Consider the following 24,078-nt stretch of genomic DNA (forward strand, 5'->3'; position numbering starts at 1 on the left):
GCCGTTAGCGCTCGGCGACCTCGAGCCGACCGATCGACATGCGCCCGGCAGACGCCATGCGCAGGCCGGCCATGCCGTAACGCAGCGTCGCATCATCCGCCTGAAGCACCCGCTCGCCGTCAATGGAGAGCGTCAGCTTGCCGTCCTCGACCGTGAGATCGACCGCATAGCTCCGACCGTATTCGATACGGAACGGGCTGCGTGCAAGGACCTTCGTGCCGTGGTTTTCCAGAAGGATCACGGCTTCGCCGTTCTCAAAGCCGGCCGCATAGAAGCGGCTCGTGCCTTGAGCCCGCGCCACCACCAGGTGCGAGGCACCCGAGTGCGGCTGAAGCTCGGCCTTGACGCTGACGTCGCGCAGATAGGCATTGCCGGTCCAGGCGTCCGCGTCGGTTGCCGTATGGGCATGTATGCGGCCCTGCTGCAGGCTCCAATGGCCTCGGTTCCAGGTGAAACGGGTGATGCCGCCCCATTCATGCGCTTCCTTCGCCGGATCGATGACAGCGCGGCCCTTGCCGGACACGGAGAAGTCCGCAAGGAACAGCCGGCCGAGGAACTTCAGGCGCCCGAAGTATTCGACCAGGATGCCGATCTCGTCGACCGCCTCGCCCCTGCCATCGGGGATGGTGAACTCATAGTCCTGCCAGCCGCTCGCCGAAGGAACATGCCAGGCGCCGGTTTCCTGGATGGTGCCGCTCATGGCGCGACGAACATAGGGCGCGACGCGCAGATTGCCGTCGCCATTCCACGGGTCGAGCCAGAGTTTGAACTTCACCGTCTGGCCGTCATCGGCAAGCGGGGTGAACATCGGGCGGTAGCGCTCGTCGTCGAAGTCGGAGCGGCGATAGAAGGGCTTCCAGAAAATGCGTCCGCCATGCCCGCGCTCAAGCCGGTCGAGCAGGATTTCCAGCGATCCCTTGGCATTCTCCGTATGGCGTTCCGCCGAAGCCTTGACGGCAATCTGGTTGAAGGGTTCGGTGCGGAAGCCATGGGTGGCGCCTGGTGCATCGAAATCAAAGCGAACGCCACGGCGCTCGAAATCCTCGACCCAGAGTGCCGGCGCTTCGCGCTCTTGCAGGCGGAGCGCCAGCACGGTCAGTTCGCGAGCGAAGGACGGAATATCGACGACGTTGATCGAACCGGTAACACCGGAAGCGACGACGAAGTCGTTGATCGGCTTGCGGTACTTGTCCCAGCTTGGGCGCACCTGCTGCAGGGTGCCGACGATCGCACCGGCATTGCCGGCGTTGCAGTCCGTATCCCAGCCGGCCATAGTGGCAATCTCGACGGTGCGCGGCAGGTCGCCCTGACCGTAGATCAGGCTCATGACGAGCACGCCGGCATTCGGAATGATGTGGCAGACACCCGGATAGCGGTCATAGCCCCATTCAGCGGTCAGCATGTCGCGGCAAGCGCGCCAGTCATTGGGGTTGCTGTCGTAGAAACGCAGCACCGCGCGCGAGACCTTGGCATAGAGCGAGTCGGCCGGGATTGTCGCGAGACCCGTCTCGATCACGTCCTCGATGCTCTTGGCAACGAAGGCCTGGGCGATCGCCGCGGCACAGAAGCGGGCGCCATGCAGGCCCTCGCCGTCATGGGCGACACTTGCGGCACGCGCAGAGGCTTCCGCCGCTTTCTTCGGGTTGGCCGGATGCACCCAGCCCCAGCTGTCGATGAAGATCTGGCCGCCGATCTGTTCGGCAACCGTCGTGCCGTTCTGGGCGATCGAGCCGGATTGTGGCGCCGGGATGCCTGCACGCAGGTTCTGGTAGGCGGTGTGTTCGGTCGAGTTGCCGAAGCCGCCCCACCAGTACATGCCGTGTTCCTCGGCCGCATAGTTCAGCCAGGTCTTGCCGACCTCTTCGGCCGTGGCCCCGAGGCCGTAATCGCGCAGCGCCCGGATGAAATAGACCGGGCCGTTGGTGTCATCATCCGCTGCGAAATTCTTGAAATCGCGCAGATATTCCGTCACCTCGCCATAGGTGTCCCGGATGCGTTCATAGCTCCAGATCGTCGGCTCGACGGGTGCGCCCAAGCGCACGCCGATCGCCTTGCCGATGAAACCGGAATAGATACGCTCGAAGATTTCTGTGGTGCTGAGCATCGGATACTTTCGAATTCTAGAGACTGGAAACCTTGGTGAGTTCGGGAGCGGGAAAGAGCCCCGCGCGCGCCTGCGCCCGCGCTGTTTCGCGTGTGCGGTCCGCCGCCTGGATTGCCGTCACTGTTGCAGTAAAGGCATCGGCCGATCGGAAGAGATCGAGCCTGTTGACGCGGTCGAGCTGGGAGGCCATCGCCCGGTCGATAATGCTTTCGCCGTACATGGCGCCAAGGATCGCACCCGCCATGACGCCGATGGAGTCCGTGTCGCGGCCGGAATTGATGCCGTCGACGATCGTCTTGTAGAAATCGCCGTCATTGACCACGGCAAAGCCGAGCGCCAGCGGCAACTCCTCGATCGCGTGGAGGCGCGACGGCTGGTAGGCATCGGTGGCAATGCCTGCCTTCTGCGGCGTGTGCTGCACGTTGTCGCCCATGGGCGAATAGCGCGCGATGATGCGGTGGAATTCGGCGACGACAGTCGCATGATCCGCGCCCTTCAATGAGCGCGCAGCCTCGACGATAGCGACGATCGCATCGCGCGTGCCGTCCTTGGCGACGGCCAGCGTTTCTTCAATGACGGTATCGAGCGTGGTCCCCGGCACGAATGCGGCAGCGACTGCTGCTGCCAGTACGCCGGCAGCCTCCAGACCGAAGCTTTGCTGATGGCCGGAGGCAAAAGCGATCGCCTCGTCATAGGCTGCCTTCGGATCGCAGGCATTGGCAACGCCGATCGGCGCGATGTACATCGCAGCACCACAGTTCACCATGTTGCCGACACCGCCCTGGCGCGGATCGCAGCCCGAAAGCTGATGACGCTGGAAGATCCACTTCTCCGGATAGAACAGACGCTCGATCAACATCGTTTCGCGCTGCAGTTCGGGCACCCAGCGTGGCGTCCAGGCAATCTCGCGCACCATGCCGGAAGCCATGTCCCAGGCATCGAGATGACGCTTCACGTCGTCATAGATCGACATGACGCAGAGCGTCATCAGCGTGTCGTCGGTGACGATCCCGCCACCGCGGACACGGCCGTTGCGGGCCGCCTCGCTCTGCTTCATGCGGTGCCACTCGGTATCGAGCGAAGCCACCCGGCCATAGCGTTCGCGGATTTCCGCGGCGGAGAGTTTTTCGACCGGCGCCCCGATGGCGTCGCCGTAGGCGACGCCAAAGAGAAGCGCCCGAACCCGTCCCTTGAGGGAGAGCCCTGCAGCATCATTTGTCATTGAGAACTGTCCTTGCATATTCGGTCATTTTCTCGCCGCCGGCAGCATTCCATTCGGAAACGAACTGGTCCCACTGGTCCATCTTGGCTTCGCCGGAGACGAACTTGTAAACCCAGGCCCGGTAGACGTTTTCCGTGGCGTCGATGTCGGTGGCGTATTCGGCAGGCCAGACGAAGGCGTTATCCGGCTTGAAGTCGGCTGAGATCGTCTTCAGCGATTGCTGCGCAGCATCGCTCAGCCACTGCACCGGCGGCTGCCAGTTGGCGGCAACGAGGAAGCGGGCATACCAGGTTGCGAGCTTGTCGGTCGGCTTGATGGTCTCGCCGTCCTTGGTGTACTGCTCACCCTCGAAGCCGAGCCGTTCGATCGCCTGGCCCTCGGGGCTCGCGATGAAATCGAGCAGCTTGACCACCTCTTCCTTGTGTTCCGAGGTCGTCGCGATCGCGAGGCCACGCGCTTCCTTGGAGACGTCGAGCGCCATCAGGCCTTGCCCGGCCGGACCCTTCGGCGGTGAAAGGAGGCTCAGCGTCACGTCAGGATGGGCCTGGCGCATCTTGCCGCCATAGATGTCGATGACTTCCGCTGAAGAACCGAAGATCACGCCGGCACGGCCGGAATAGAACTTGTCTTCCTTGACGTCCCACTTGGTGGTGATGAACTCCGGATCATAGAGACCCTGTTCGCGCAGCGACGCATAGAAGGCGATCTTCGCCTTTTCCGCGGCCGAAACACGCGCATGGATCCATTCACCGGCGTCGTTCTTCAGCCAGGTGCCGGTCACGCCGAAGGCCTGGTTGAAGATCGCATCGAGTTCCTGGGTATTGTCGGCGGTGGTGACGCCGTAGCTGTCGGCCTTGCCGTTGCCGTCGAGATCGCCGTCCTTGATCGCCTTGAAGAGAGTGACGTAGTCGTCGGTGGTCTTCGGCGCCGCTACGCCCGACTTTTCAAGCCAATCCGTGCGGATGACCGGCTGCGGCATGCGTGGCGGATAGACGTAGAGCAGATAGGGATAGTTCTTGAGACGCTCGACATTGTGCGGAAAGAGCGCGTCCTTCAGATAGGTCGTCTTCGGCAGCCAGTTGTTCCAGTCCTCGAGCACGCCCTGCTCGGCCATCTTGGCATCGCCGCCCTGGAAATAGATGAGATCCGGGATATCGCCGGACAGAAGCATGGCGCTCAGCTTGTCGGCGTAGCCCGAGGACGGCAGGTCGATGACCTGGATGTGGATGTCGGTGCCCTTGGCCTTCAGCGCCTCCTCGTAGGCTTTCATGAGCTTCACATCGTCCGGATTGCTCGTCGTGAGGTCCTTCGAGACGACGCGGATCGTCACCGGGTCAGCGAAGGCGGGCATCGCGACGCTCGCCATCAGCGCGACGGCGGTCGTTGCGCCCAGGATCAGTTTTCCAACCATGTTTGTTCCTCCCAATATGCTTTGGCCTTTATGTTTCGGTTCTGCATCGTCAGCCCTTCACCGCACCGCTCATGGTGCCCTTGGTGAAGAACTTCAGGATCAGCGGGTAGATCGCGAGGATCGGCGCGATGGTCAGCAGGATCATGCCTGCCTTCAGCGCGCGAATGTTGATCTGGCTCGCGCCGGTGTAGTTGTTGCTATCGACCACCCCGACCATGGCGAGCTTGTCGCCTTCGACCACGAACTGGCGGAGCACGACCTGCAGCGGCCACTTAGACTGGTCGTTGAGATAGATCATCGCCCGGAAGAACTCGTTCCAGTGGAAGACGAAATAGAAGAGCGCGATGGTCGCAAGCGCCGACTTGGCGAGCGGCAGCGCCACGTACCAGAAAATCTGGAAGGGATTGGCACCGTCGAGTTCGGACGCCTCGATCAGTTCCTTCGGCACTTCCTCGAAGAAGCGCACCAGGATGATCAGGTACCAGGCGTTGACGACCTTGAAGAGGATCAGCGACCAGTAGCTGTCGAGCAGACCGAGGCGCTTGTTGATGAAGTAGTCGGGGATGATACCGGGCTCAAAGACGATCGTCACCAGCACGAAGACGAAGATGATGCGCCGGCCGGGCAAACCAGGACGCGAAAGCGCCCAGGCCATCAGCGCCGTCAGCACCACACCAAGGAAGGTGCTGACCAGAGTGATGAAGATCGAGTTGAAGAGACCACGCTGAACGGCGGAATTGCTGATCAGCAGGTTCCAGACCTCGGTCGAGAAGCCATTCGGGACGACCGTCAAGCCGCTCATCCCCGCTACCTTGCCCGGATCCGAAAACGAGATGGCGAGCAGGTTGAGGAGCGGCTGGACCGTCAGCACGACGAGGAACATGAGCGTCGAGACGATGATCGCATATTCGAGCCGCTCGAGCGGCGTTCTGCGGACGTTGTGGGCGGCCATCACCATACCCCCTTGCCAGTAAGACGTTTGGAAAGAAGGTGTGCAGCGACGATCATCAGCATGCCGAGCAAGGCCTTGAAGAGACCTGCGGCCGTTGCAAGCGAGTATTCCCCCGTCTGCAGGCCGATGCGGTAGACATAGGTGTCGATGATATCGATCTTGCTGCGCACGACGTCGTTGGAGAAGTTGATCACCTGATTGAGGTCGGCATTCAGGAACATGCCGGCGTTCAGGATGAAGAGCGTCGCGATCGTTGGCACGATGCCGGGAATGGTGACGTAGCGTATCTTCTGCCAGCGATTGGCGCCGTCGATCTCGGCAGCGTCATAAAGCTCCTGGTCGATGGCGATAATGGCGGCGAGATAAAGGAGGCTGTCCCAACCGGCCGAGCGCCAGATTTCCGAAAAGACCAGTACCCAGCGGATCGAGCCGGTATCCGTCATGAAGGAGACCGGCTGCAGGCCGAAGAAACCAATGATATCGTTGACCGCGCCGTCGCTTGGCGAGAGCACGGCAATGAACACGCCGGCGATGACGACCCAGGACAGGAAGTGCGGCAGGTAGATCGCCGACTGGATGAATTTGCGAAAGGCGCCTCCCCGGATCTCGTTGAGCAAAAGCGCGACGATGATCGGGATCGGAAAGAAGAAGACGATTTTCATCGTCGAGATGATCAGCGTGTTCGCCAGAACCTGCCAGAAAATCGGCGATGAGAAGAGCGTCTGGAAATGCTTGATACCGACCCAGATGTTCGGCGGGATGATGCGCAGCTGCTCGAAGGCGATCTTGGCTTCCCAGATCGGAAAGTAATGAAAGATCGCGAAGAAGATCAGGCCTGGGGCCATCATCAGGTAATAGGGCCACCATTGCCGCGCGCTTTTCGACAGGCTTTGGCCCCGAATTTTGGGAACGTTCCCATTTCGCGACATTGTTGCGTTCACCACAAGTTCGTTGCTTACCGCCATTATTTACCTCCCTGCCGCCATGCGCACGGATGCCGCCCCGGAAACATCGGCAACAGAGCCACGCTCCACCAATCGGCACGGCAGATAAATCCGTTCGCGCTGGCGTCCACCGGCGATCTGATCGATCAGACATTCCACCGCGCGAATGCCGATCTGCCGGCCGGGCTTCTCGATGGTCGTCAGACCCGGCCACGAAAAGGCCCCGGCCGGAATGCCGTCGAAGCCAAGGATCGAGATATCCTCAGGGCACCGCAGCCCCGCTTCGCGAACGGCGATCATCGCCCCAAGCGCCATGAGGTCGTTTGCAACGAACACGGCGCGGTTTCCTCTCCACTGCTTTGCAAGCAAGCGGGCCATCGCGCTGCGTCCGCCTTCGACCGTATAGTCGGACTCTTCGACGAGCAGGACTTCGGGATCCACATCGCGCGCGATGCAGTGCTCATGCACCGAACGCAGGAAGCGAGCGCGCGCCAGGCGCGACCTCGGCCCGAGCATCAAGGCCGGCGCCGGATGACCGCGCTCGGCGAGAATATCCATGCCGAGTCGAACCGCCTGCGCTATGTCGGAACCGACGCTCAAGGTATCGGGGAAACGCTCGGCACTCGAACCGATGAAAACGAAGGGCATGCCGAAACGGTCGAGGTCATCGAAATTGTCGGCAACAGGATTGATGATCGCGCCATCCACGCGGGCACGACGCAGGGCGCGCAGGTGGGTCGCCTCCTTGTGTGCGTCCCAATCGGACGAGAAGATCAGAAGCGAAATGTCGTCCTTTGCCGCACGATCCTGCGCGCCACGGGCAACTTCGGCCCAAAACGGGTTGGTGATATCAGGGATGACGATGCCGAGCAGACCGCTACGGCCGGAGCGCATGCCGACGGCAAGCTGATTGGGCTCGTAGCCCGTTGCGGCGACGGCCTTCAGCACGCGATCGCGTGCCTCCTCGGAAATATTGGCGGAACCGCCGAGAACACGCGCGACGGTGCTCTTCGAAACGCCTGCGCGTTTGGCAACGTCTATGATGGTCGCCCTTCGACCGGTCGCGTTGTTCATGGACTTCCTCCCGAAGTTCAACGACGCCTCTCCCGGGCCTCATTGAATTCTGTGGGAACGTTACCATGAGAAATTTCGTGTTGGCAAGAGGCAGGCGAAAATATCCGGATCTTTGCAATAGCCTGCCCCCGGCCTTGCGGGGATGCCTATGGTGGCGCGAAGTTACCCTCGTCCGTTCACGCGCTGTCGAAACGGAAATTGCGGCTGAGAGAACCGAGCTGCCTTTGATGGACATTCGGATGGCCGGCACATACCCCTGTTACTGTCAACCGTGCGGTTGCGCGATGAGGCCTGGCGTGAACGCGTCTTCCGCATCCGAGGAGATGTCCCCGGACAGGCTTCCGGGACTGTGCCGTCACGAACGGACGACCTGCGTCAGCGTTTTCGCCGCCGAACACCAGGTTCGGCGGCGCCTTCGCAAGGTGATACCAGCCTAGGCGGCCAGATGTTCGAACAGCCGGGCGACGGCCTCGGCGCCCGGATCGACATGGCCTTCAAGCTGCTTTGCATTGATGTAGGCCGCACGGCCGGCCTTGGCGCGCGTCAGGGTCGAGGTGAAGTTCGCCCCCGATCGCGCGGCCGCCGCTGCCGCGACCACGCTGTCTTCGAGTGCATCGAGCGCCGGAGACAGCGCATCGATCATCGTGCGGTCGCCGATCTTGGCGCCACCGATCTCCTGCATGCGCGCAAGCCCGGTGCGAAGCGCCTCGCGCATCGGTAGCCCGCTGGATGCTCCGTCGCCGGCGGCTGCGAAGAAAATGGCAAGCAGCACGCCGGAGGAACCACCCATGGTCTGGCTGAGCTCCTGGCCGATCGCCCGCAGGAGCTGAGTGTGATCCGAAAGCGGCAGTCGATCGATGGCATTGATCAGCGCCCGGGCGGCACCGGCGAGCGTCGAGCCGGTATCGCCATCGCCGGACTTCGCATCGAGGGCATTGAGATCCTGTTCGGCGGCAATCAAGACCTTGCAGCAATCGATCAGGAACGCGCGCGTCGCACGGTGTTCGGATGCCATCGGCGTGATTGGCGTCAGCCCATCCGGCAAGGCGGCAACGGCGACCGGCCGAACCTCTGACACGCCCGGCCAGGCGGCGATCGCCACCGACGCCTTCAGAAGTTCCAGTTCCGCCTGGTCGGCAGCAAAGACCGAGACCGAGAAGCCCTGCATGTCGAGCGACGTCATCAGCGGCGCCGGGCCAATCGTGTGCGTGATCTTTTTTCCGAGCGGCAGGTGGATGAGGTCGTGGGCAAGCACCGACATCTCGAGAACCGAGGTGCCGCCGAGATTGTTGATCAGGGCGACATGCTGGCCTTCGCCCATGACGGCCGCCAATCGCTCCGCCATGGTCGCCACCGACGCTCGGGCGCCAGCAAAATCGATCTGTTCCACACCGGCCTCACCGTGAATGCCGAGGCCAAGCTCCGCCTTGCCTTCCGGAATCCGCTCTTCCTTTGGCGAGCCCGGAACGCGGCAGGTGTCCAGCGACATGCCGATGCTGTGCGTGCCGGCAATCACCTTCTTGGCGGCAGCCGTCACCGTTTCGAGGTCGGCGCCGCGTTCGGCGAGCGCACCGGCGATCTTGTGCACGAACAGGGTACCGGCAACGCCGCGGGCCTGCGGCAGGTCGGGAAGCGCTATGTCGTCACCGACGATCACCATACTGACCTTCAGCCCGAACGCGCGGGCGCGCTCGGCAGCAAGGCCGAAGTTCAGCCGGTCGCCGGTATAGTTCTTGACGACGAGCAGGCAGCCGGCGGGACCGGTCACGGCAAGGATACCGGCCAGCACGGCGTCGACGCTCGGCGAGGCGAAGACATCGCCGCAGACGGCGGCCGTCAGCATGCCGCGCCCGACAAAACCGACATGGGCAGGCTCATGGCCGGATCCGCCGCCCGAGACGATCGCGACCTTGGACTTATCCCAGTCGGTGCGCAGCACGACCCGGATATGCGGATAGCCGTCAAGGCGGGTGAGCGCGCCGCCGGACAGAGCCAGAACGCCATCGATCGCTTCCGTCACGACATCTTCCCGCTTGTTGATGAATTGCGCCATTTCGAGCTCCTTAAGCCAAACGCATGCCTGCCGCGTCGAAGTAGAGCGGCTTCGAAGGTTGAATCTTGATCGTTTCACCGCCCTTAAGCCGCGTGTGGGCGTCCGTGACTGTGATGAGGTCGTGTTTCCTGAAGGTCAGGTGCAGACGTGTCTGGTCGCCGAGATGCTCGACGCGCTTGACCAGCGCCTCCTCCCCTTCGCCCTGACGGATGTGCTCCGGCCGGAGACCTATGCTTGCTGCGCCCGAGGGGGCGCCGGCGAAAATATCGGCCGGAAGCACGTTGATCCGAGGTTGTCCGAGGCGCGTGGCGGCATAGACGCTGACCGGGCGCTCATAGACTTCGCGCGGCGAGCCGAATTGCACGAGCCTGCCCTCATTCAGCACGCCGACATGGGTCGCCATCGTCATCGCCTCGATCTGATCGTGGGTGACATAGAGCAGCGTTGCCCCGGACCTTGCCTGAATGCGCTTGAGCTCGATGCGAAGGTCGGCCCTGAGCTTGGCGTCGAGCGAACTCAGCGGCTCGTCCATGAGGAAAATCTGCGGCTCACGAACGAGGGCACGGCCGATGGAAACGCGCTGCATCTCCCCGCCTGACAGCGCAGTCGCCTTGTTGTCGAGCTTGTGCGCGATCTGCAGAACCTCGGCAACTTCCCTCACCTTCCGGTCGATCTCGTCCCTCGGCGTCTTCAGCAAGGGAGATTTCAGCGGAAACTCCAGATTCTGACGGACGGTGAGATGTGGATAGAGCGAATACTGCTGGAAAACCATGGCAACGTTGCGTTCGGCGGGCGCCAGCCCGCGCATCGGCTGTCCATCGATGTAGACTTCGCCGCGATCGGGTGTGTCGAGGCCGGAAACCATTCTCAGCGTCGTTGTCTTTCCGGCACCGGTCGGCCCGAGCAGCACGACAAAGGAGCCGTCGGGTACCGTCAATGAGACATTGTCGAGAGCGACTGTGCCGGCAAACGACTTCGTCACGTTTTCCAGGACGACTTCAGCCATGTCTGAGCACTCCTTCATTGCCGTCGGATAGCAGCACCTTGCCGGTCTCCGCGTCGAAAATCGAAAGCGTCCTCGCGTCGAACTCGAGGCCCACCTGCTCGCCCTCCTTAACCCCGTGACCCGATGGGATGCGCGCCTTCAGTTCGCCGTGGCTCGTTGCGAGCGTTACGATCTGCGTGGTCCCGAGGTATTCGACCGCACTCACCCGTCCCCGGTAGGTGCCATCGCTGATGAACTTCACGTGCTCCGGGCGGACGCCGAGCGTCAACCTTCCGGCGCGGCCTTCCCGTGACGTTGGCACCTTGACCTCGATGCCGCCGAGAGCGATGGCGCCACCGCCCACGCCAATCATCCCCTCGAACTCGAGGAAGTTCATCGGGGGCGAGCCGATGAACTGAGCCACAAATTTCGTCGCGGGCCAGTCGTAGATCTGCTGCGGCTTGCCGAACTGTTCGACGACGCCGTGGTTCATGACGACGATCTTGTCGCCCATCTGCATCGCTTCGAGCTGGTCATGGGTCACATAGACGGTGGTCGCACCCATGCGATCATGCAGAGCTCGCAACTCTTCGGCCATGTGCTCGCGGAACTCGGCGTCGAGCGCGCCCAGCGGTTCGTCCATGAAGAAGGCCTTCGGACGCCGCACGATCGCGCGCCCGAGCGCGACGCGCTGCCGGTCGCCACCCGAGAGCCCACCGACGGGCTTGTCGAGAATGTTCTCGATCTTGAGAATGCGGGCAACTTCGGCGACGCGCGACCTGACCTCCTCGCCGCGCAAGCCTTGGCTCACCAGCGGATAGGAGATGTTCTTGCGGACATTCATATGCGGATAGAGCGCGAACATCTGGAAGACGAAGGCGATGTCGCGCTTGCTGGCGGGTTTCATCCCGACCTCTTCACCGTCGATAAAGATCTCGCCGCTGGTCGGCAGTTCCAGTCCCGCCATCATGCGCAAGGTCGTCGTCTTGCCGCAGCCGGATGGGCCGAGCAGCATGAAGAACTCGCCATCCTCGATGGTAAAGCTCGAAGAGCGCACCGCGGTAAAGGCGCCGAACTCCTTGCGCACGTTCTGAATTCTGATCTGCGCCATCGGCTTACTCCGGAAAATGGCTGACGATGATGAACATCACCGTGCCCAGCAAGGTTATGACGAAGGACCATGAGTAGAGGACGAGCGCGAAGGGCTGCATGAGCATGAAGACGCCAGTGGCAATCAGCGCCGACGCCAGCATTTCCCAGGCGCCGCGGCGCAAATGCAGCAATCCGTTGAAAAATCTTGTCATTTGCGTACGGCTCCGAAGGTGATGCCGCGCAGCAGGTGTTTGCGCAGAAGAATGGTGAAGACCATAACCGGGACAAGGAACAGGGTCGCTCCGGCCGCAACGGCCGGCCAATCCTGGCCGCTGACACCGATGATGGTCGGGATGAAAGGCGGCGCCGTCTGGGCGTTGCCCGAGGTCAGAAGCACCGCGAAGGCGTACTCGTTCCAGGCAAAGATCAGGCAGAAGATCGCTGTGGAGGCGATGCCGGTCGCCGCTTGCGGCAACACCACCTTGTAGAACGCCTGGAAGCGGGTGTAGCCATCGATGAGAGCCGCCTCCTCGTATTCGACCGGGATCTCGTCGATGAAGCCCTTGAGCAGCCAGACCGACAACGAAAGATTGACGGCGGTATAGAGCAGGATCATGCCCGCATGGGTATCGTTCAGCCCCAATGACCGGAACATCAGGAAGATCGGGATGGCAACGGCGATCGGCGGCATCATGCGCGTGGAAAGGATGAAGAACAGCAGATCGTCCTTCAGTGGAACCTTGAAACGCGAAAAGGCGTAGGCGGCGGCCGTGCCGAGCACGATGCAGAGCACCGTCGAGCCGAAGCCGATGATCACGGAATTGGTGAACCGCTCGGCAAACCGAGACGGACCGGAGATGACCAAGCCATCCTTGCGAACCAGCTTGTCATACCAGGTCTGCGGCTCGCCGACCGCCTTCAATTGATCCTCAGTGAGCCGCGTGCGGGTCGTGAAGACGTTGACATAGCCTTCAACCGTCGGCGTAAAGAAGGTCTTGGGCGGATAGGCGATCGCGTCGGACGGTGACTTGAAGCTCGTCGCGATGATCCAGACCAGGGGCAGGATCGTGATCAGGGCGTAGCCAACGACCAGGATCCCGGCGCACCATTTTTGCCGTCGCGACGGCTCGGTTACGGAATAGCTGCTCATCGTTGTTTGACCTTGTTCAGGGCTTTGACGTAGATCGACGCCAGACCGAAGACAGTGACGAAGAGGATGACGGCATAGGCAGAGGCGTAGCCGGTGCGCCACTTCTCGAAGGCCTCACGTTTCAGGTTGATCGAGGTGAGCTCGGTGATCGATCCCGGCCCCCCACCGGTCAACTGCACCACCAGGTCGAACATCTTGAAATTCTCGATGCCGCGAAAGAGCACGGCGAGCATCAGGAACGGCAACACCAGCGGAATGGTGATCGTCCAGAATTGCCGCCATTTACTGGCGCGATCGCATTCGGCCGCCTCATAGATGCTACTCGGGATCGAACGAAGGCCCGCAAGGCAGATCAGCATCACGAAGGGCGTCCACATCCAGGTGTCGACGATGACGATTGCCCAGGGAGCAAGCGACACGTCGCCGATCATCGAGAAACTCGACGGATCGGCCCCCGTCAGGAAACCGACTGCGTAATTGAAGAGACCGATCTGCGGCTGGTAGAGGAACGTCCAGAAATTGCCGACCACCGCCGGGCTCAGCATCATCGGCAGGACGATGATCGTCGTCCAAAGATCGTTGCCGCGGAACTTCTTGTTGATCAAATAGGCAAGGGAAAAACCGATCAGAACCTGAAGGACGATCGTCCAGATCAGGAAATGGGCCGTTGCCTGCATCGTCAGCCAAATGTCCTTGTCGGACAGGATGCTCAGGTAGTTCTTGAGCCCGACGAACTCGACCTCGGCATTGGGCCGATTGACGCGAAAGTTGGTAAAGCTCAGCCGGATCGTCCAGATCAGCGGGAAGATGTTGACCGCAAGAAGCAGGACGATCGAAGGAGCCACAAACAACCAGGCCAACGAGCGATCCGACAGACCTCGCACCCGTTTGGCAATGGCATGCGGCGTCGCTCCGGCGACCCGGTCCACTGTGGATTTCAGCATTGGTATTCCCTCAGTTGACTGCAGCGCCGCGCTTCTCGCTGAACGAGCGAAGGTCGCTGCAACACTTTGAATTGCTGCATGTTTTGTCCTTCAACTGGCAACGGTCGAAGGAAACATGCGAGTTGGCGGCGACAGAACCGGGGAAGATCCCCGGCTCCGTGTCGCGCCATGGTGCGCTGGGAGGTGCGCAGCCACGGCCTTGATGGCCTTAGTACTTGCCTTCGTCGTCGAAGATCTGCGTCCAATCCTTGGCAAGACCGTCGAGCGCATCCTGCGCAGAGCCCTGGCCGGCAACCACATAGTCGTGGAAGCGCTTCTGTGTCGCCTGGAGCAGCGAGGCATAGGAGGGCTCGGCCCAGAAATCCTTCACGATCGCCATGGAGTCGAGGAAGGTTTGGGCATAGGGCTGGCTCGTTGCAAAGCCCGGATCTTCGACCACCTTGCGCAGTGCCGAATAGCCGCCCATCTGCCACCATTTCTGCTGGATTTCCGGCTGGGCGAACCACTTGATGTAGGCGAGCGCATCGTCCTGCTTTTCGGAGGCCGCGACCACGGAGATGCCCTGACCGCCGAGCTGCGCGAAGGCGACGCCGTCCGGACCGGCCGGGTTCGGGAAATAGCCCGACTTGTCGCCACCGACATTGGCGTCGGCATTGATGCCAGGCCAGGTAAAGGCGAAGTTCATGTGCAGCGCGACCTGGCCGGATTTATAGGCGTCAATGTCCTCGGACATGTAAGCGTCGGAATGCCCGGGCGGTGTGCAGCAGTCGTAGAGCGTCTTATAGAACTCCAACCCCTGCACCGCCTTGGCGGAATTCACATATCCCTCGAGTTCATAGGGCTTATTCGGGTTCTGATACTCGAAGCCGAAACTGTAGAGCACATCCATCGCGCCCATGGTGATGCCTTCGGACCCGCGCTCGGTATAGATCGCGGCGCCGTAGACCGTCTTGCCGTCGATCTCCCGCTTCTGGAAGAATTCGGCGATGTCCTTGAGCTCAGCAAAGGTCTTCGGCACAGCAAGGTCGCGGCCATATTTGCCCTTGAACTCGGCCTGCAGCTCGGGGCGCGCGAACCAGTCCTTGCGGTAACTCCAGCCGACGACGTCGCCAAACGCCGGCAGCGCCCAGTAGTTCGGCGAGTTCTTCGGCCATTCGGCATAACCGACCACGGTTGCCGGGATGAAGTCGCTCATCTTGATTCCTTCCTTGTCGAAGAAATCGTTGAGCTTGACGTATTGGCCGTTTTCCGCGGCGCCGCCGATCCACTGACTGTCGCCGATCATCAGGTCGCACAGTTTGCCGCCGGAGTTCAGTTCATTGAGCATGCGGTCGGCGAAGTTCGGCCACGGCACGAACTCATATTTCATCTTGATGCCGCTCTTGGCCTCGAAGTCCTTGCTGAGTTCGACAAGAGCGTTTGCCGGATCCCAGGCCGCCCAGCAGAGGGTCAGCTCGGCTGCGCTTGCGTGGCCAGTATTTGCGGCACTTGCCGAGAGCAACGCGCCAAATGCAGCCAATGATTTGAAATGACGAAGTTTCATAGCTGGGGCCTCCTCCCCGTTCCTTCCGACCTCCATCGGAAGCTGAAAACGCCTGCGGCGAATAGCGGCCGTAAAGCGACGTTCCCGCATGGGTTCGGCTTCCGCGCACCGCTTCGTGGCCTCACGCACTCCTCTGGCAGCCACAATAAGATTCATATTGAGGTGCGCACCTCAATGCAAGCAAATTTTGAGGTGCGCACATCAATTCTTGATTTTCGATTGCTTTTGTTGGAGGAATCGCCCTGAAGGATCGTGAGCAAAGAGAAGCGATAGAATGCGTCCTACCGCGAAAGACCTGGCAGAGGCCGCCGGCGTAAGCCTGGCCACCGTCGACCGTGTGCTGAATGACCGCCCGAATGTCAGCAAGAAGGCTTTTCGCAAGGTCAACGACGCCATCGAGCGCATCGGCTTCGTCAGGAACCCGGCGGCCGTCGCACTGGCGCGCAACAAGACCTACCGGTTTCGCTTCGTCCTTCCCGTCTCGGGTGACCAATATCTGAGCGAGCTCATCGGGCGCGTCACCGAGGCACGCGATGCGCTGCGCGCCGATTCCACCGAGGTGGAAGCCGTGCAGATACCGATGACAGATCCGCACCACGTCGCGAAATATCTGAGCCTCATTGACCACGAAGCTGTCGATGGGGTCGCGGTGATGGCACCTGAATCGCCGCAGGTCCGCGACGCGCTGGTGCGGCTCGTGGAGCGGGGGGTAAGGGTCGTGCAGTTCCTGTCGGGGCAGGAGCGACTGGAAAGCGCCGACTATGTCGGCATCGACAATTTTGCTGCAGGCGCCACGGCCGGCAAGATCGCAGGCCGCTTCATCGGCAACCGGTCCGGCAAGATCATGGTCGTGGCGGAAACCATGATGGCGCTCGACAGCATTCAGCGCCGCCTCGGCTTCGACAGCATCATCAACGCGCAGTTCCCGCATCTCCAATGCCTGCCGTCGCTCGAAACCTATGCCGACGAGAAGCGCGCCGAACTGATCATTCACCGGACGCTGGAGCACAATCCGGATACCCTCGCTGTCTACGTCCTAAGTTCCGAGGCGCGCGCGCCATTGACGGCGGTCGGGAATGCGCAGGGCTCCCGTCAACTCACCGTCGTTGCCCACGAACGCACGCCCTTCAGCGAGCGGGCGCTGATGGACGAACGCATCGACGCCCTGATTGCCCAGGACCCCGGGCATGCAGTGCGAAGCGCGTTGCGCATCATGCGCGCCCGTGCCGACCACCGCGAACTCCTGGCCTCGCAGGAGAGGATCCGCATCGAGATCCTTCTAAAAGAAAATCTTCTGCTGCAGGCCCCTTAGGGCGGCGTCAGCCGCCATAAGCCACACCACGCCCGTGTCAATTGCGGCCGAGACGTCGCGAAAGGGCCCGCAAACCCACCTGCAAAGCTGCTTTAAAACATCTGAGCAACCGTCTCGACGACCCGCGGCGTCGAGACACCTTGATTGCATTGGCGAGCTGGAAGGAGTGTGCGGCATTGCCGGACCAACGCCGCTTGGGCCGCCCCGTTCAACCGCCCGTCAAGTGGCCCGACGCGCACGCCGCTTTGGCGCAGCCGTATCTCGATCACATAGGCAAAAAGCTGGGGGTTCGTCCTCGACAAGTCACGCACGACCCGCTGACGTTCCGGTTGGGTGAGGGTCGTGAACCTGTTGCTGAGTGCCTCAAACGCGCTTGTTTTTGCCGTCGAGGCATCCAAAAGGAAGGTCTGAATGCTCATTTCCGGGCCGGAAAGCAGGTCTGCCGAAGCGGCCAAGGCCGACTTCGCCTTGGCGCTGTCCTTGCGTACAAGTTGCGTCCGACCGTCGCGCTTGCCGTCGCGATAGGCCTCGATCAAATCGATCGCTGCAATCCGATCCCCCTCTTTCGCGGCCTTCTGCAGGACTGAAACGGCCTCCTTGCTGCTGCGCGCCGCGCCCTGCCCGTAGAAGAGGGCCTCGGCGACGGCTGATGATGCACCGCCCACGTTTTCGTCAACGGAGCGTCGCAGCAGGACGACGCCTGCCGCCGCGGCCTTTCCGGTCTTTGTCGACGCATTGAAGCGGCCGAGTGCCAAGGAGGCACCCGGGTTCCCCGTTTCGAAAGCCATTTTGTAGTATTTTTCAGCTTGCTTCACATTGCGCGGAGCGAGACGACCGCTATTATAAGCGTCACCGAGCCTGAGCATTGCTGAGACGCTGCCCTTCGCCGCGGCGTCCTGATAGTATGTCAGGGCCAACTTCGGATCGAGCGCGGTTACTTGCCCTCCGCCATAAAGATCGCCAAGCGAAAGCAAGGCTGACGCCGACCCGTCTGCTGCCAGTGCTGTTAACGCGTGGACTGCCGAAGCGACGTCCTTGTTCATGCCTTGGCCTCGTGCCTCCATCTCGGCAAGACGTATCTTGGCGTCTACATCGCCCTGTTCTGCCGCCTGACGGTAGTGCTCGAGCGCAATGCCGTAGTCCGCTTTCACGTCCTGTCCCTCGACATAAAGATCGCCAAGGCGCAAATGCGCTCGAATAGATCCGAACTGCGTTGCCTTTTCGAGCGCCGCCACAGCGAGGCTCGGCTGCAAGGGTATGCGACCGGAAAGGTACAGCTCAGCGAGCGCGACCAGGATGTCCGGACTTGCACTGGTCCCTAGCGCACGCAGTTCCGCCATCCCGCCAGATACGTCGCGTCCTGTCCCTTCGCCCCGTATCGTCAGTTCGGCGACGCGTAGCCGACCCTCCATGTTGCCCTGATCCGCGGCTGCGCCGTAGGACGCGAACGCCTTGGCCGGATCTTCCGCCCGATAGCCGTCGCCAAGCCGCAACATGGCTCGCACGCTGCCTTGCCCGGCAGCTTGTTGGTAGTATTGTCGCGCGCGCCCAGCATCAACCGGCACCGTTTGGCCCTTAGTATAAAGGTCTCCCAGCGAGTAAGCGGCGCCTGCTTCACCTTGCGCGGCGAGCATCGCCAATTCGCCCGTAGCAGACCCGGCGTCCGGAGCCATGCCACGACCGAGCGCCTTCATCTCCGCAAGCCGTACCTTCGCCTCAAGGTTCCCTTGTCCCGCCGCCTGTCGATAGTGCTCGAGCGCAAGCGAATAGTTGAGTGCCACCGCGTCTCCAGCGGCGTATAGATCGCCAAGCCGCACATGCGCATCGACAGAACCGACATTTGCCGCACGCTCCAAGGCTGCAACGCCAAGTTCCGGCTGCATTGGCACGCGACCGGACAAGCAGAGGTCGGCCAGTGCTTCAAGCACGCTCGGGCTGTCACTTTTTGCGAGCAAGCGTAAATTCGCCACGCCTTGCGAAACATCCTGCAATGTCCCCTCGCCACGGATCGTCAGCTCCGCAACCCGCAGGCTTCCATCCAGACTGCCCTGCTTTGCGGCTGCGCTGTAAGCGGCGAAGGCCTTGATTGGTTCGTGCGCTCGATAGGCATCGCCGAGCCGCAGCAGTGCAGTCAAGCTTCCCTGTTTTGCTGCCTGTTCGTAGTAGCGGATTGCCTGGCCAGAATCGACGGGGATTGCGTCCGCGCGTCCATAGAGATCACCAAGGGCGAGCGCAGCGCTCGCTTCACCTCGGTCAGCAAGCGCCGCCAACTCGGACTTGGCCGCGTCCGCGTTCTGCGCACCGCCTTGCCCTCTGGCCTGCATCTCTGCAAGCCGTATCTTTGCCGCGACATTCCCCTGTTCTGCAGCGCGACGATAATAGCTTTGTGCGAGCGTGAAGTCTGTCGTGGCCGCCTGGCTTTCCGAGTAGAAGTCGCCGAGCCGCAGTAGTGCCGCGACGTTGCCTTGCGCTGCCGCCTGTCGGTAATAGTCCGCGGCTCGAGCGCGGTCCGCCGGCACGGCTTCGCCCTTGCTGTAAAGATCGCCGACGGCAAGCGACGCCTCGGCCCCTCCGCGCGCGGCAAGGTTGTCAAGCTCTATTTTCGCAGCGGAGAGGTCCTGTGGTATCCCTTTACCCTGCGCCCTCATTTCCGCGAGCCGAACCTTTGCCTCCAGATTCCCGCGCTCGGCTGCACGGCGATAGTGGTCGAAGGCAGTCGCAAAATCCGTCGTCACCCCTTTGCCGGCGAAATAGAGATCCCCCATTCGAACATTCGCCGTCGTGCTGCCCTGCGACGCGGCCTGGCGGAAATACTCTAGTGCCTGGGCAGGATCAGCCGGGACGACCTTGCCGTCGCTGTAGAGATCACCCAACGCCAGCGAAGCCTCCTGTCGGCCGGTCGCAGCAAGGCTCTTGAGCTCGGCCTGAGCGGATGCGAGGTCCTGCGTAACGCCAAGGCCGCGCGCCTTCATTTCCGCAAGCCGGACCTTCGCCTCCACGCTACCCTGGCCTGCGGCCTGGCGGTAAAAGTCCCGCGCACGAGCGTAGTCGGTCATGGTCGTCTCGCTCATGGAGTAGAGTTCGCCGAGCCGTAGCAGCGCCGTCAGGCTGCCTCGGCCGGCCGCCTGCCGATAATAGTCGACTGTGCGCTCCGGATCGGCCTTTACCACCTCCCCCTTGCGGTAGAGTTCACCCAGGGAAAGGGCAGCCGCCGCTTCCCCCTGTTCTGCCAGAGCAGCCAACTCTTGTGTCGCCGACGTCACGTCTCGAGACACGCCCTGTCCGCGGGCCTTCATTTCCGCAAGCCGGACTGCGGCCTCAGCGCTCCCCTGCCCGGCAGCCTGCCGATAATAGTTTTGGGCCAAGGCAAAATCCGCCACTGGCGATTCACTTTCCGAATAGTATCCGCCCAGTCGCAGCAACGCGCTAACGCTGCCTTCCTCGGCGGCCTGCCGATAATAATGCAGCGCTCTTACCGGATCAGAAGGCACCACCTCTCCCGCACCGTAAAGATCCCCCAGCGAGATTGCTGCGGCCGTGTCGCCACTGTCGGCAAGCGCCGTCAATGCACGCGTCGCCGACACTACATCCTGGGTCGCGCCTAGGCCCCGCGCTGTCATTTCTGCAAGCCGGATCTTTGCCTCGTTGCTACCCCGCTCTGCCGCCTGACGATATTGCTCGAACGCTTCAGCGTAGTCCGTCGCGAACAGACCCCCGGCGGAGTAGAGATTGCCCAACCGAAGATGCGCGGTTGAGCTACCCTGTGAGATCGCCTGCCGATAATATTTCAGGGCGACAGGTGGATCAGACTGTACGATCTTTCCCTCGGCATAGAGATCACCAAGGACAAGGGACGCGCTGGCCTCTCCTCCCTTTGCAAGTGCCGCAAGTTCAGCGGTGGCAGCGGACACATTTTGCGCGACGCCCTGTCCTCTTGCCTTCATCTCCGCGAGCCGGACTCTTGCCTCGACGCTGCCAAGCTCCGCGGCCTGGCGGTAATAACCGGCCGCGCGGGTCGGATCGGCAGAGACGACCTGCCCGTTGCTATAGAGCTCGCCCAATGCAACTGCTGCGGCCTTTTCGCCTCCGTCTGCCAGGACGGTCAACTCGCTTGTTGCAGAAGCGACATCCTGCGCCACGCCCTGGCCTCGCGCCTTCATTTCCGCGAGCCGGACCTTTGCCACTGAATTTCCTCGGCTGGCAGCCCGCCGATAGTGATCGAGCGCTGCGGCATAGTCCGTTGTCGATGTCCTGCCGGCAGAATAGACGTCTCCCAGTCGCAGATACGCCGTCATGCTGCCTTGCGTGGCCGCTTGACGATAGTATTGCAGACCTTGTGTTGGATCCGCAGATACGGCCTCTCCCCTGCCGTAGAGATCACCCAATGCGAGAGCGGCCGCAGTCTCGCCCCGCTGCGCAAGCTCGGCCAGTTCCCGCGTCGCGGTCGCCACATCGCCGGCAACGCCCTGCCCACGCGCCTGCATTTCAGCGAGCCGGATCTTGGCGTTCACGCTCCCCCGGCCGACCGCCTGACGGTAAAACTCCTGCGCAAGCCCATAGTTGACCATCGTTGGTTGCCCTTGGGAGTATAAGTCACCAAGCCGCAACAAGGCGGTTACGCTGCCCACATCTGCGGCCTGCTGATACCAGTACAGGGCTTTGTGCGGATCGACTGCAACGACCTCGCCTCTACCGTAGAGATCGCCAAGGGCCAAGGACGCATCTGCATCACCCCCCGCCGCAAGTTGCTCGAGATCTGTCTTAGCGGAGGCGATGTCCTGGGGGACTCCGCGCCCACGCGCCTTCATTTCAGCGACCCGCACCTTCGCGCCGACGTTTCCGGTCTCTGCGGCCTTGCGAAAGAACTCCATCGCGCGCCCGTAGTCGGCAGCGGACCGCTCACCGTCGGAATAGAACTCGCCGAGCCGAAGAAGCGCCGACACACTGCCCTGTGCAACAGCCTTCTGAAAGTAAGTCACAGCCCGCGCCGGCTCGGCCGGTATCGCCTGTCCGTCGCTATAGAGATTGCCGAGAGCCAGAGAGGCACCAGCCTCCCCCGCTGCGGCCAATGCATCCAATTCGGCCTTCGCGGTGGATATGTCCTGTACTGTACCGCGTCCCCTTGCCTTCATTTCCGAAAGGCGCACCTTCGCGCCGGCATTTCCCCTGGCCGCCGCCTGTTCATAGCTTACGATTGCAGTCCCGTAGTCGCCCGTCAGTGCGCCCTGGGCGGCGTAAAGATCGCCCAGCCGAACCAAAGCCGTTGTGCTTCCGAGCGCGGCAGCTTGCTGGTAATAACCGATTGCGCGTGCCGGATCAGCCCGCACGACCCCTCCGCCGTAGTAGAGGTTCCCCAAGGTGAGGGCCGCGGCCGGTTCCCCTCGTTCAGCGAGTGACATCAACGTACGGGTTGCCAATGATACGTTTTGAACGGTTCCCTGTCCGTGAGCCTCCATTTCCGCAAGCCGCACTTGCGCATTTGCGCTGCCCCTGCCAACGGCGCGGCGGTAATAATCCTGGGCGAGCGTGTAGTCAGGCTTGGACGTGTCATTCGAGGAGTAGAGATCCCCGAGCCGCGTCAGCGCCGGAACACTCCCCTGATCGGCAGCGCGCCGATAATGAAGCCAGGCTTGGGCAGCATCTACCGGCATGACATCCCCTCGCGCGTAGAGATCGCCCAGAATAAGTGACGCCTCCCCCTCGCCCTGTGCCGCCAAGCCTTCCAGTTTGGCTTTGGCAGAGGCAACGTCCTGCGCCACGCCCCCACCCCTCGCCTCCATTTCGGCTAAACGCACCTTGGCGCTGGCACTACCCCTCTCGATTGCTGCACGATAGTATTCGAGCGCCCGCCCATATTCGGGCCGTGACAATTCCCCTTCCGAATGAAATTCGCCGAGCCTTAGCAATGCCGTTACGCTGCCTTGAGCGGCGGCCTGACGATAGTAGATTAGCGCCTTGGCGGGCTCGATCGCGAGTGCCCGACCGTCCCCATAGAGGTCACCGAGCGCCAAGGAGGCAGCGGCTTCTCCCGTACTGGCAAGCGAGATCAACTCCGTCGTCGCACTGGCGAGGTCCCGCGACATGCCGCGTCCTCTCGCCTTCATCTCTGCAAGCCGCACCCTTGCCCCGACATTGCCGGTCGCCGCAGCTTGGCGGTAACTTGCAACAGCTGGACCATAATCACCACTCACCGCCGCTTGATCCGCGTACAGATCGCCAAGCTGCATTAGCGCCGTCCCACTACCATGGGCGGCGGCCTGACGGTAGTATTCCACCGCGCGGTGCCAATCCGCCGGGATGACATCGCCTTTGAGATAGAAACTTCCGAGCGAGAGGTCGGCGATTGGCGCACCGAGATCGGCCAGGGCCTGCAGTTCACCGATCGCTTGCTTCACATTGCGTGCCATCCCTTGACCGCGTGCCTGCATTTCTGCAAGCCGGACCTTCGCTTCCACATTCCCTTGTTCAGCGGCCAGGCGATAATGAACGACCGCCGCGGCGTAGTCAGTCGCCAGGACCGTTCCGGAATAATAAAGGTCTCCCAGCCTGACCTGCGCGCTTGTCGAGCCAAGAGCTGCGGCCTTGCGAAGCGCGGCAACAGCGATCTCCCCCTGCTCCGGGACGCGCCCGGATAGACAAAGATCAGCCAGTTGCTCAAGGACACCTGGATTGTCGGATCCGCCGACCGAGCGCAAGTTTGCCGCTCCTGCCGCCACGTCACGTTGCGTGCCTTCGCCGCGGATCAACAACTCCGCGACCCGCAACTGCCCAGCGACGACCCCTTGATTTGCCGCCTTGGTGTACGCGGCGAATGCCTTTGTGGGGTCATGCGCCACGAGTTCGCCACGACTGTAGAGATCTCCCAGGCCGATCAGCGCACCCCGATACCCATAGGCTGCCGCCCGTGAGTAGAGCTTGAGGACGCGGGCGCCGTCGGGAGCATCATTGACAACCTCACCTCCGGTTTTCGGCTGCGACACTGCTATGATCGCATCCGGCCCGGCGTTGCGCAGCAAGTCTTCATACTCCACGAACAGCCGATCGACGGTCGCGGCGTCGATCCGGCGTGCGAGGTAGAGATCAGCCAGTTGTGAGAGCGCTCGACCGAGGTTGGGCTGGAAAACCTGGTCTCCGTCAGACAGATCGGTTTGCGAATTAGGCAGATTTGCGGAGGTTTGTGGCGTAGCGGCTGACGCCGACCCCGCCCAAAGGAAGCCAACCGCGACAAGGCCGATCCATCCCGCTGAACGCATCACCCCCCACTTTCTGACCCGGCCACCTGGCGTCGTGGA

Annotated in this window: 16 protein-coding genes; 2 read left to right on the top strand and 14 right to left on the bottom strand. The window is 61.9% G+C overall.

Annotated elements, in window-relative coordinates:
- Positions 1 to 4: 4 nt before the first annotated feature.
- The 13 genes from LAC81_RS20750 to LAC81_RS20810 form a co-directional block, all read right to left on the bottom strand.
- A complete protein-coding gene (locus tag LAC81_RS20750) occupies positions 5 to 2,104 on the bottom strand; it encodes an ADP-ribosylglycohydrolase family protein (protein WP_223729120.1) in 2,100 nt (699 codons plus the stop codon).
- Positions 2,105 to 2,120: 16 nt separating this feature from the next.
- Positions 2,121 to 3,326: an ADP-ribosylglycohydrolase family protein gene (locus tag LAC81_RS20755; RefSeq protein ID WP_113538218.1), complete on the bottom strand. Its 1,206-nt coding sequence runs from the start codon at positions 3,324 to 3,326 to the stop codon at positions 2,121 to 2,123.
- Positions 3,316 to 4,737 (bottom strand): extracellular solute-binding protein, encoded by a 1,422-nt coding sequence (locus tag LAC81_RS20760; protein WP_223729121.1) that lies wholly within the window; start codon positions 4,735 to 4,737, stop codon positions 3,316 to 3,318. The genes LAC81_RS20755 and LAC81_RS20760 overlap by 11 nt, the downstream gene beginning before the upstream one ends.
- A 49-nt stretch (positions 4,738 to 4,786) precedes the next feature.
- Positions 4,787 to 5,689, bottom strand: coding sequence for a carbohydrate ABC transporter permease (locus tag LAC81_RS20765; RefSeq protein WP_223729122.1), 903 nt, complete (start codon positions 5,687 to 5,689; stop codon positions 4,787 to 4,789).
- Entirely contained in the window at positions 5,689 to 6,654 is a 966-nt protein-coding gene (locus LAC81_RS20770) for an ABC transporter permease (RefSeq protein WP_223729123.1), read from the bottom strand. Before LAC81_RS20770 ends, LAC81_RS20765 begins: the two co-directional genes overlap by 1 nt.
- A gap of 3 nt (positions 6,655 to 6,657) precedes the next feature.
- Complete coding sequence (locus LAC81_RS20775; RefSeq protein WP_223729124.1) at positions 6,658 to 7,707, bottom strand: LacI family DNA-binding transcriptional regulator; 1,050 nt, start codon at positions 7,705 to 7,707, stop codon at positions 6,658 to 6,660.
- A gap of 433 nt (positions 7,708 to 8,140) precedes the next feature.
- The gene (locus LAC81_RS20780; RefSeq protein ID WP_223729125.1) at positions 8,141 to 9,760 is read right to left on the bottom strand and encodes a dihydroxyacetone kinase subunit DhaK; all 1,620 of its coding nucleotides are present in this window, start codon (positions 9,758 to 9,760) and stop codon (positions 8,141 to 8,143) included.
- Between the two features lie 10 nt (positions 9,761 to 9,770).
- Positions 9,771 to 10,766 carry an ABC transporter ATP-binding protein gene (locus LAC81_RS20785; protein WP_223729126.1) on the bottom strand — a complete coding sequence of 332 codons (996 nt, stop codon included), beginning with the start codon at positions 10,764 to 10,766 and terminating at the stop codon, positions 9,771 to 9,773.
- The gene (locus tag LAC81_RS20790; protein WP_223729127.1) at positions 10,759 to 11,856 is read right to left on the bottom strand and encodes an ABC transporter ATP-binding protein; all 1,098 of its coding nucleotides are present in this window, start codon (positions 11,854 to 11,856) and stop codon (positions 10,759 to 10,761) included. The genes LAC81_RS20785 and LAC81_RS20790 overlap by 8 nt, the downstream gene beginning before the upstream one ends.
- 4 nt (positions 11,857 to 11,860) lie before the next feature.
- On the bottom strand, positions 11,861 to 12,049 hold the full coding sequence (locus tag LAC81_RS20795) for a hypothetical protein (protein WP_223729128.1): 189 nt from the start codon (positions 12,047 to 12,049) through the stop codon (positions 11,861 to 11,863).
- Positions 12,046 to 12,987, bottom strand: a complete 942-nt coding sequence (locus LAC81_RS20800; protein WP_223729129.1) for a carbohydrate ABC transporter permease — start codon at positions 12,985 to 12,987, stop codon at positions 12,046 to 12,048. Before LAC81_RS20800 ends, LAC81_RS20795 begins: the two co-directional genes overlap by 4 nt.
- Positions 12,984 to 13,931, bottom strand: coding sequence for a carbohydrate ABC transporter permease (locus LAC81_RS20805; RefSeq protein WP_113538209.1), 948 nt, complete (start codon positions 13,929 to 13,931; stop codon positions 12,984 to 12,986). The genes LAC81_RS20800 and LAC81_RS20805 overlap by 4 nt, the downstream gene beginning before the upstream one ends.
- Before the next feature lie 208 nt (positions 13,932 to 14,139).
- Positions 14,140 to 15,474, bottom strand: coding sequence for an ABC transporter substrate-binding protein (locus LAC81_RS20810; protein ID WP_223729130.1), 1,335 nt, complete (start codon positions 15,472 to 15,474; stop codon positions 14,140 to 14,142).
- Between LAC81_RS20810 and LAC81_RS20815 the strand changes: the two genes are divergently transcribed.
- Entirely contained in the window at positions 15,460 to 15,720 is a 261-nt protein-coding gene (locus tag LAC81_RS20815; RefSeq protein ID WP_223729131.1) for a hypothetical protein, read from the top strand. The two genes, LAC81_RS20810 and LAC81_RS20815, sit on opposite strands and share 15 nt — an antisense overlap.
- A 28-nt stretch (positions 15,721 to 15,748) precedes the next feature.
- Entirely contained in the window at positions 15,749 to 16,786 is a 1,038-nt protein-coding gene (locus tag LAC81_RS20820; RefSeq protein ID WP_113538207.1) for a LacI family DNA-binding transcriptional regulator, read from the top strand.
- Positions 16,787 to 16,878: 92 nt separating this feature from the next.
- On the opposite strand, the gene LAC81_RS20825 is transcribed toward LAC81_RS20820, so the two are convergent.
- A complete protein-coding gene (locus LAC81_RS20825) occupies positions 16,879 to 24,039 on the bottom strand; it encodes a tetratricopeptide repeat protein (protein WP_223729132.1) in 7,161 nt (2,386 codons plus the stop codon).
- Positions 24,040 to 24,078: the final 39 nt, after the last annotated feature.

It is taken from the genome of Ensifer adhaerens (assembly GCF_020035535.1).
Lineage (GTDB): Bacteria > Pseudomonadota > Alphaproteobacteria > Rhizobiales > Rhizobiaceae > Ensifer.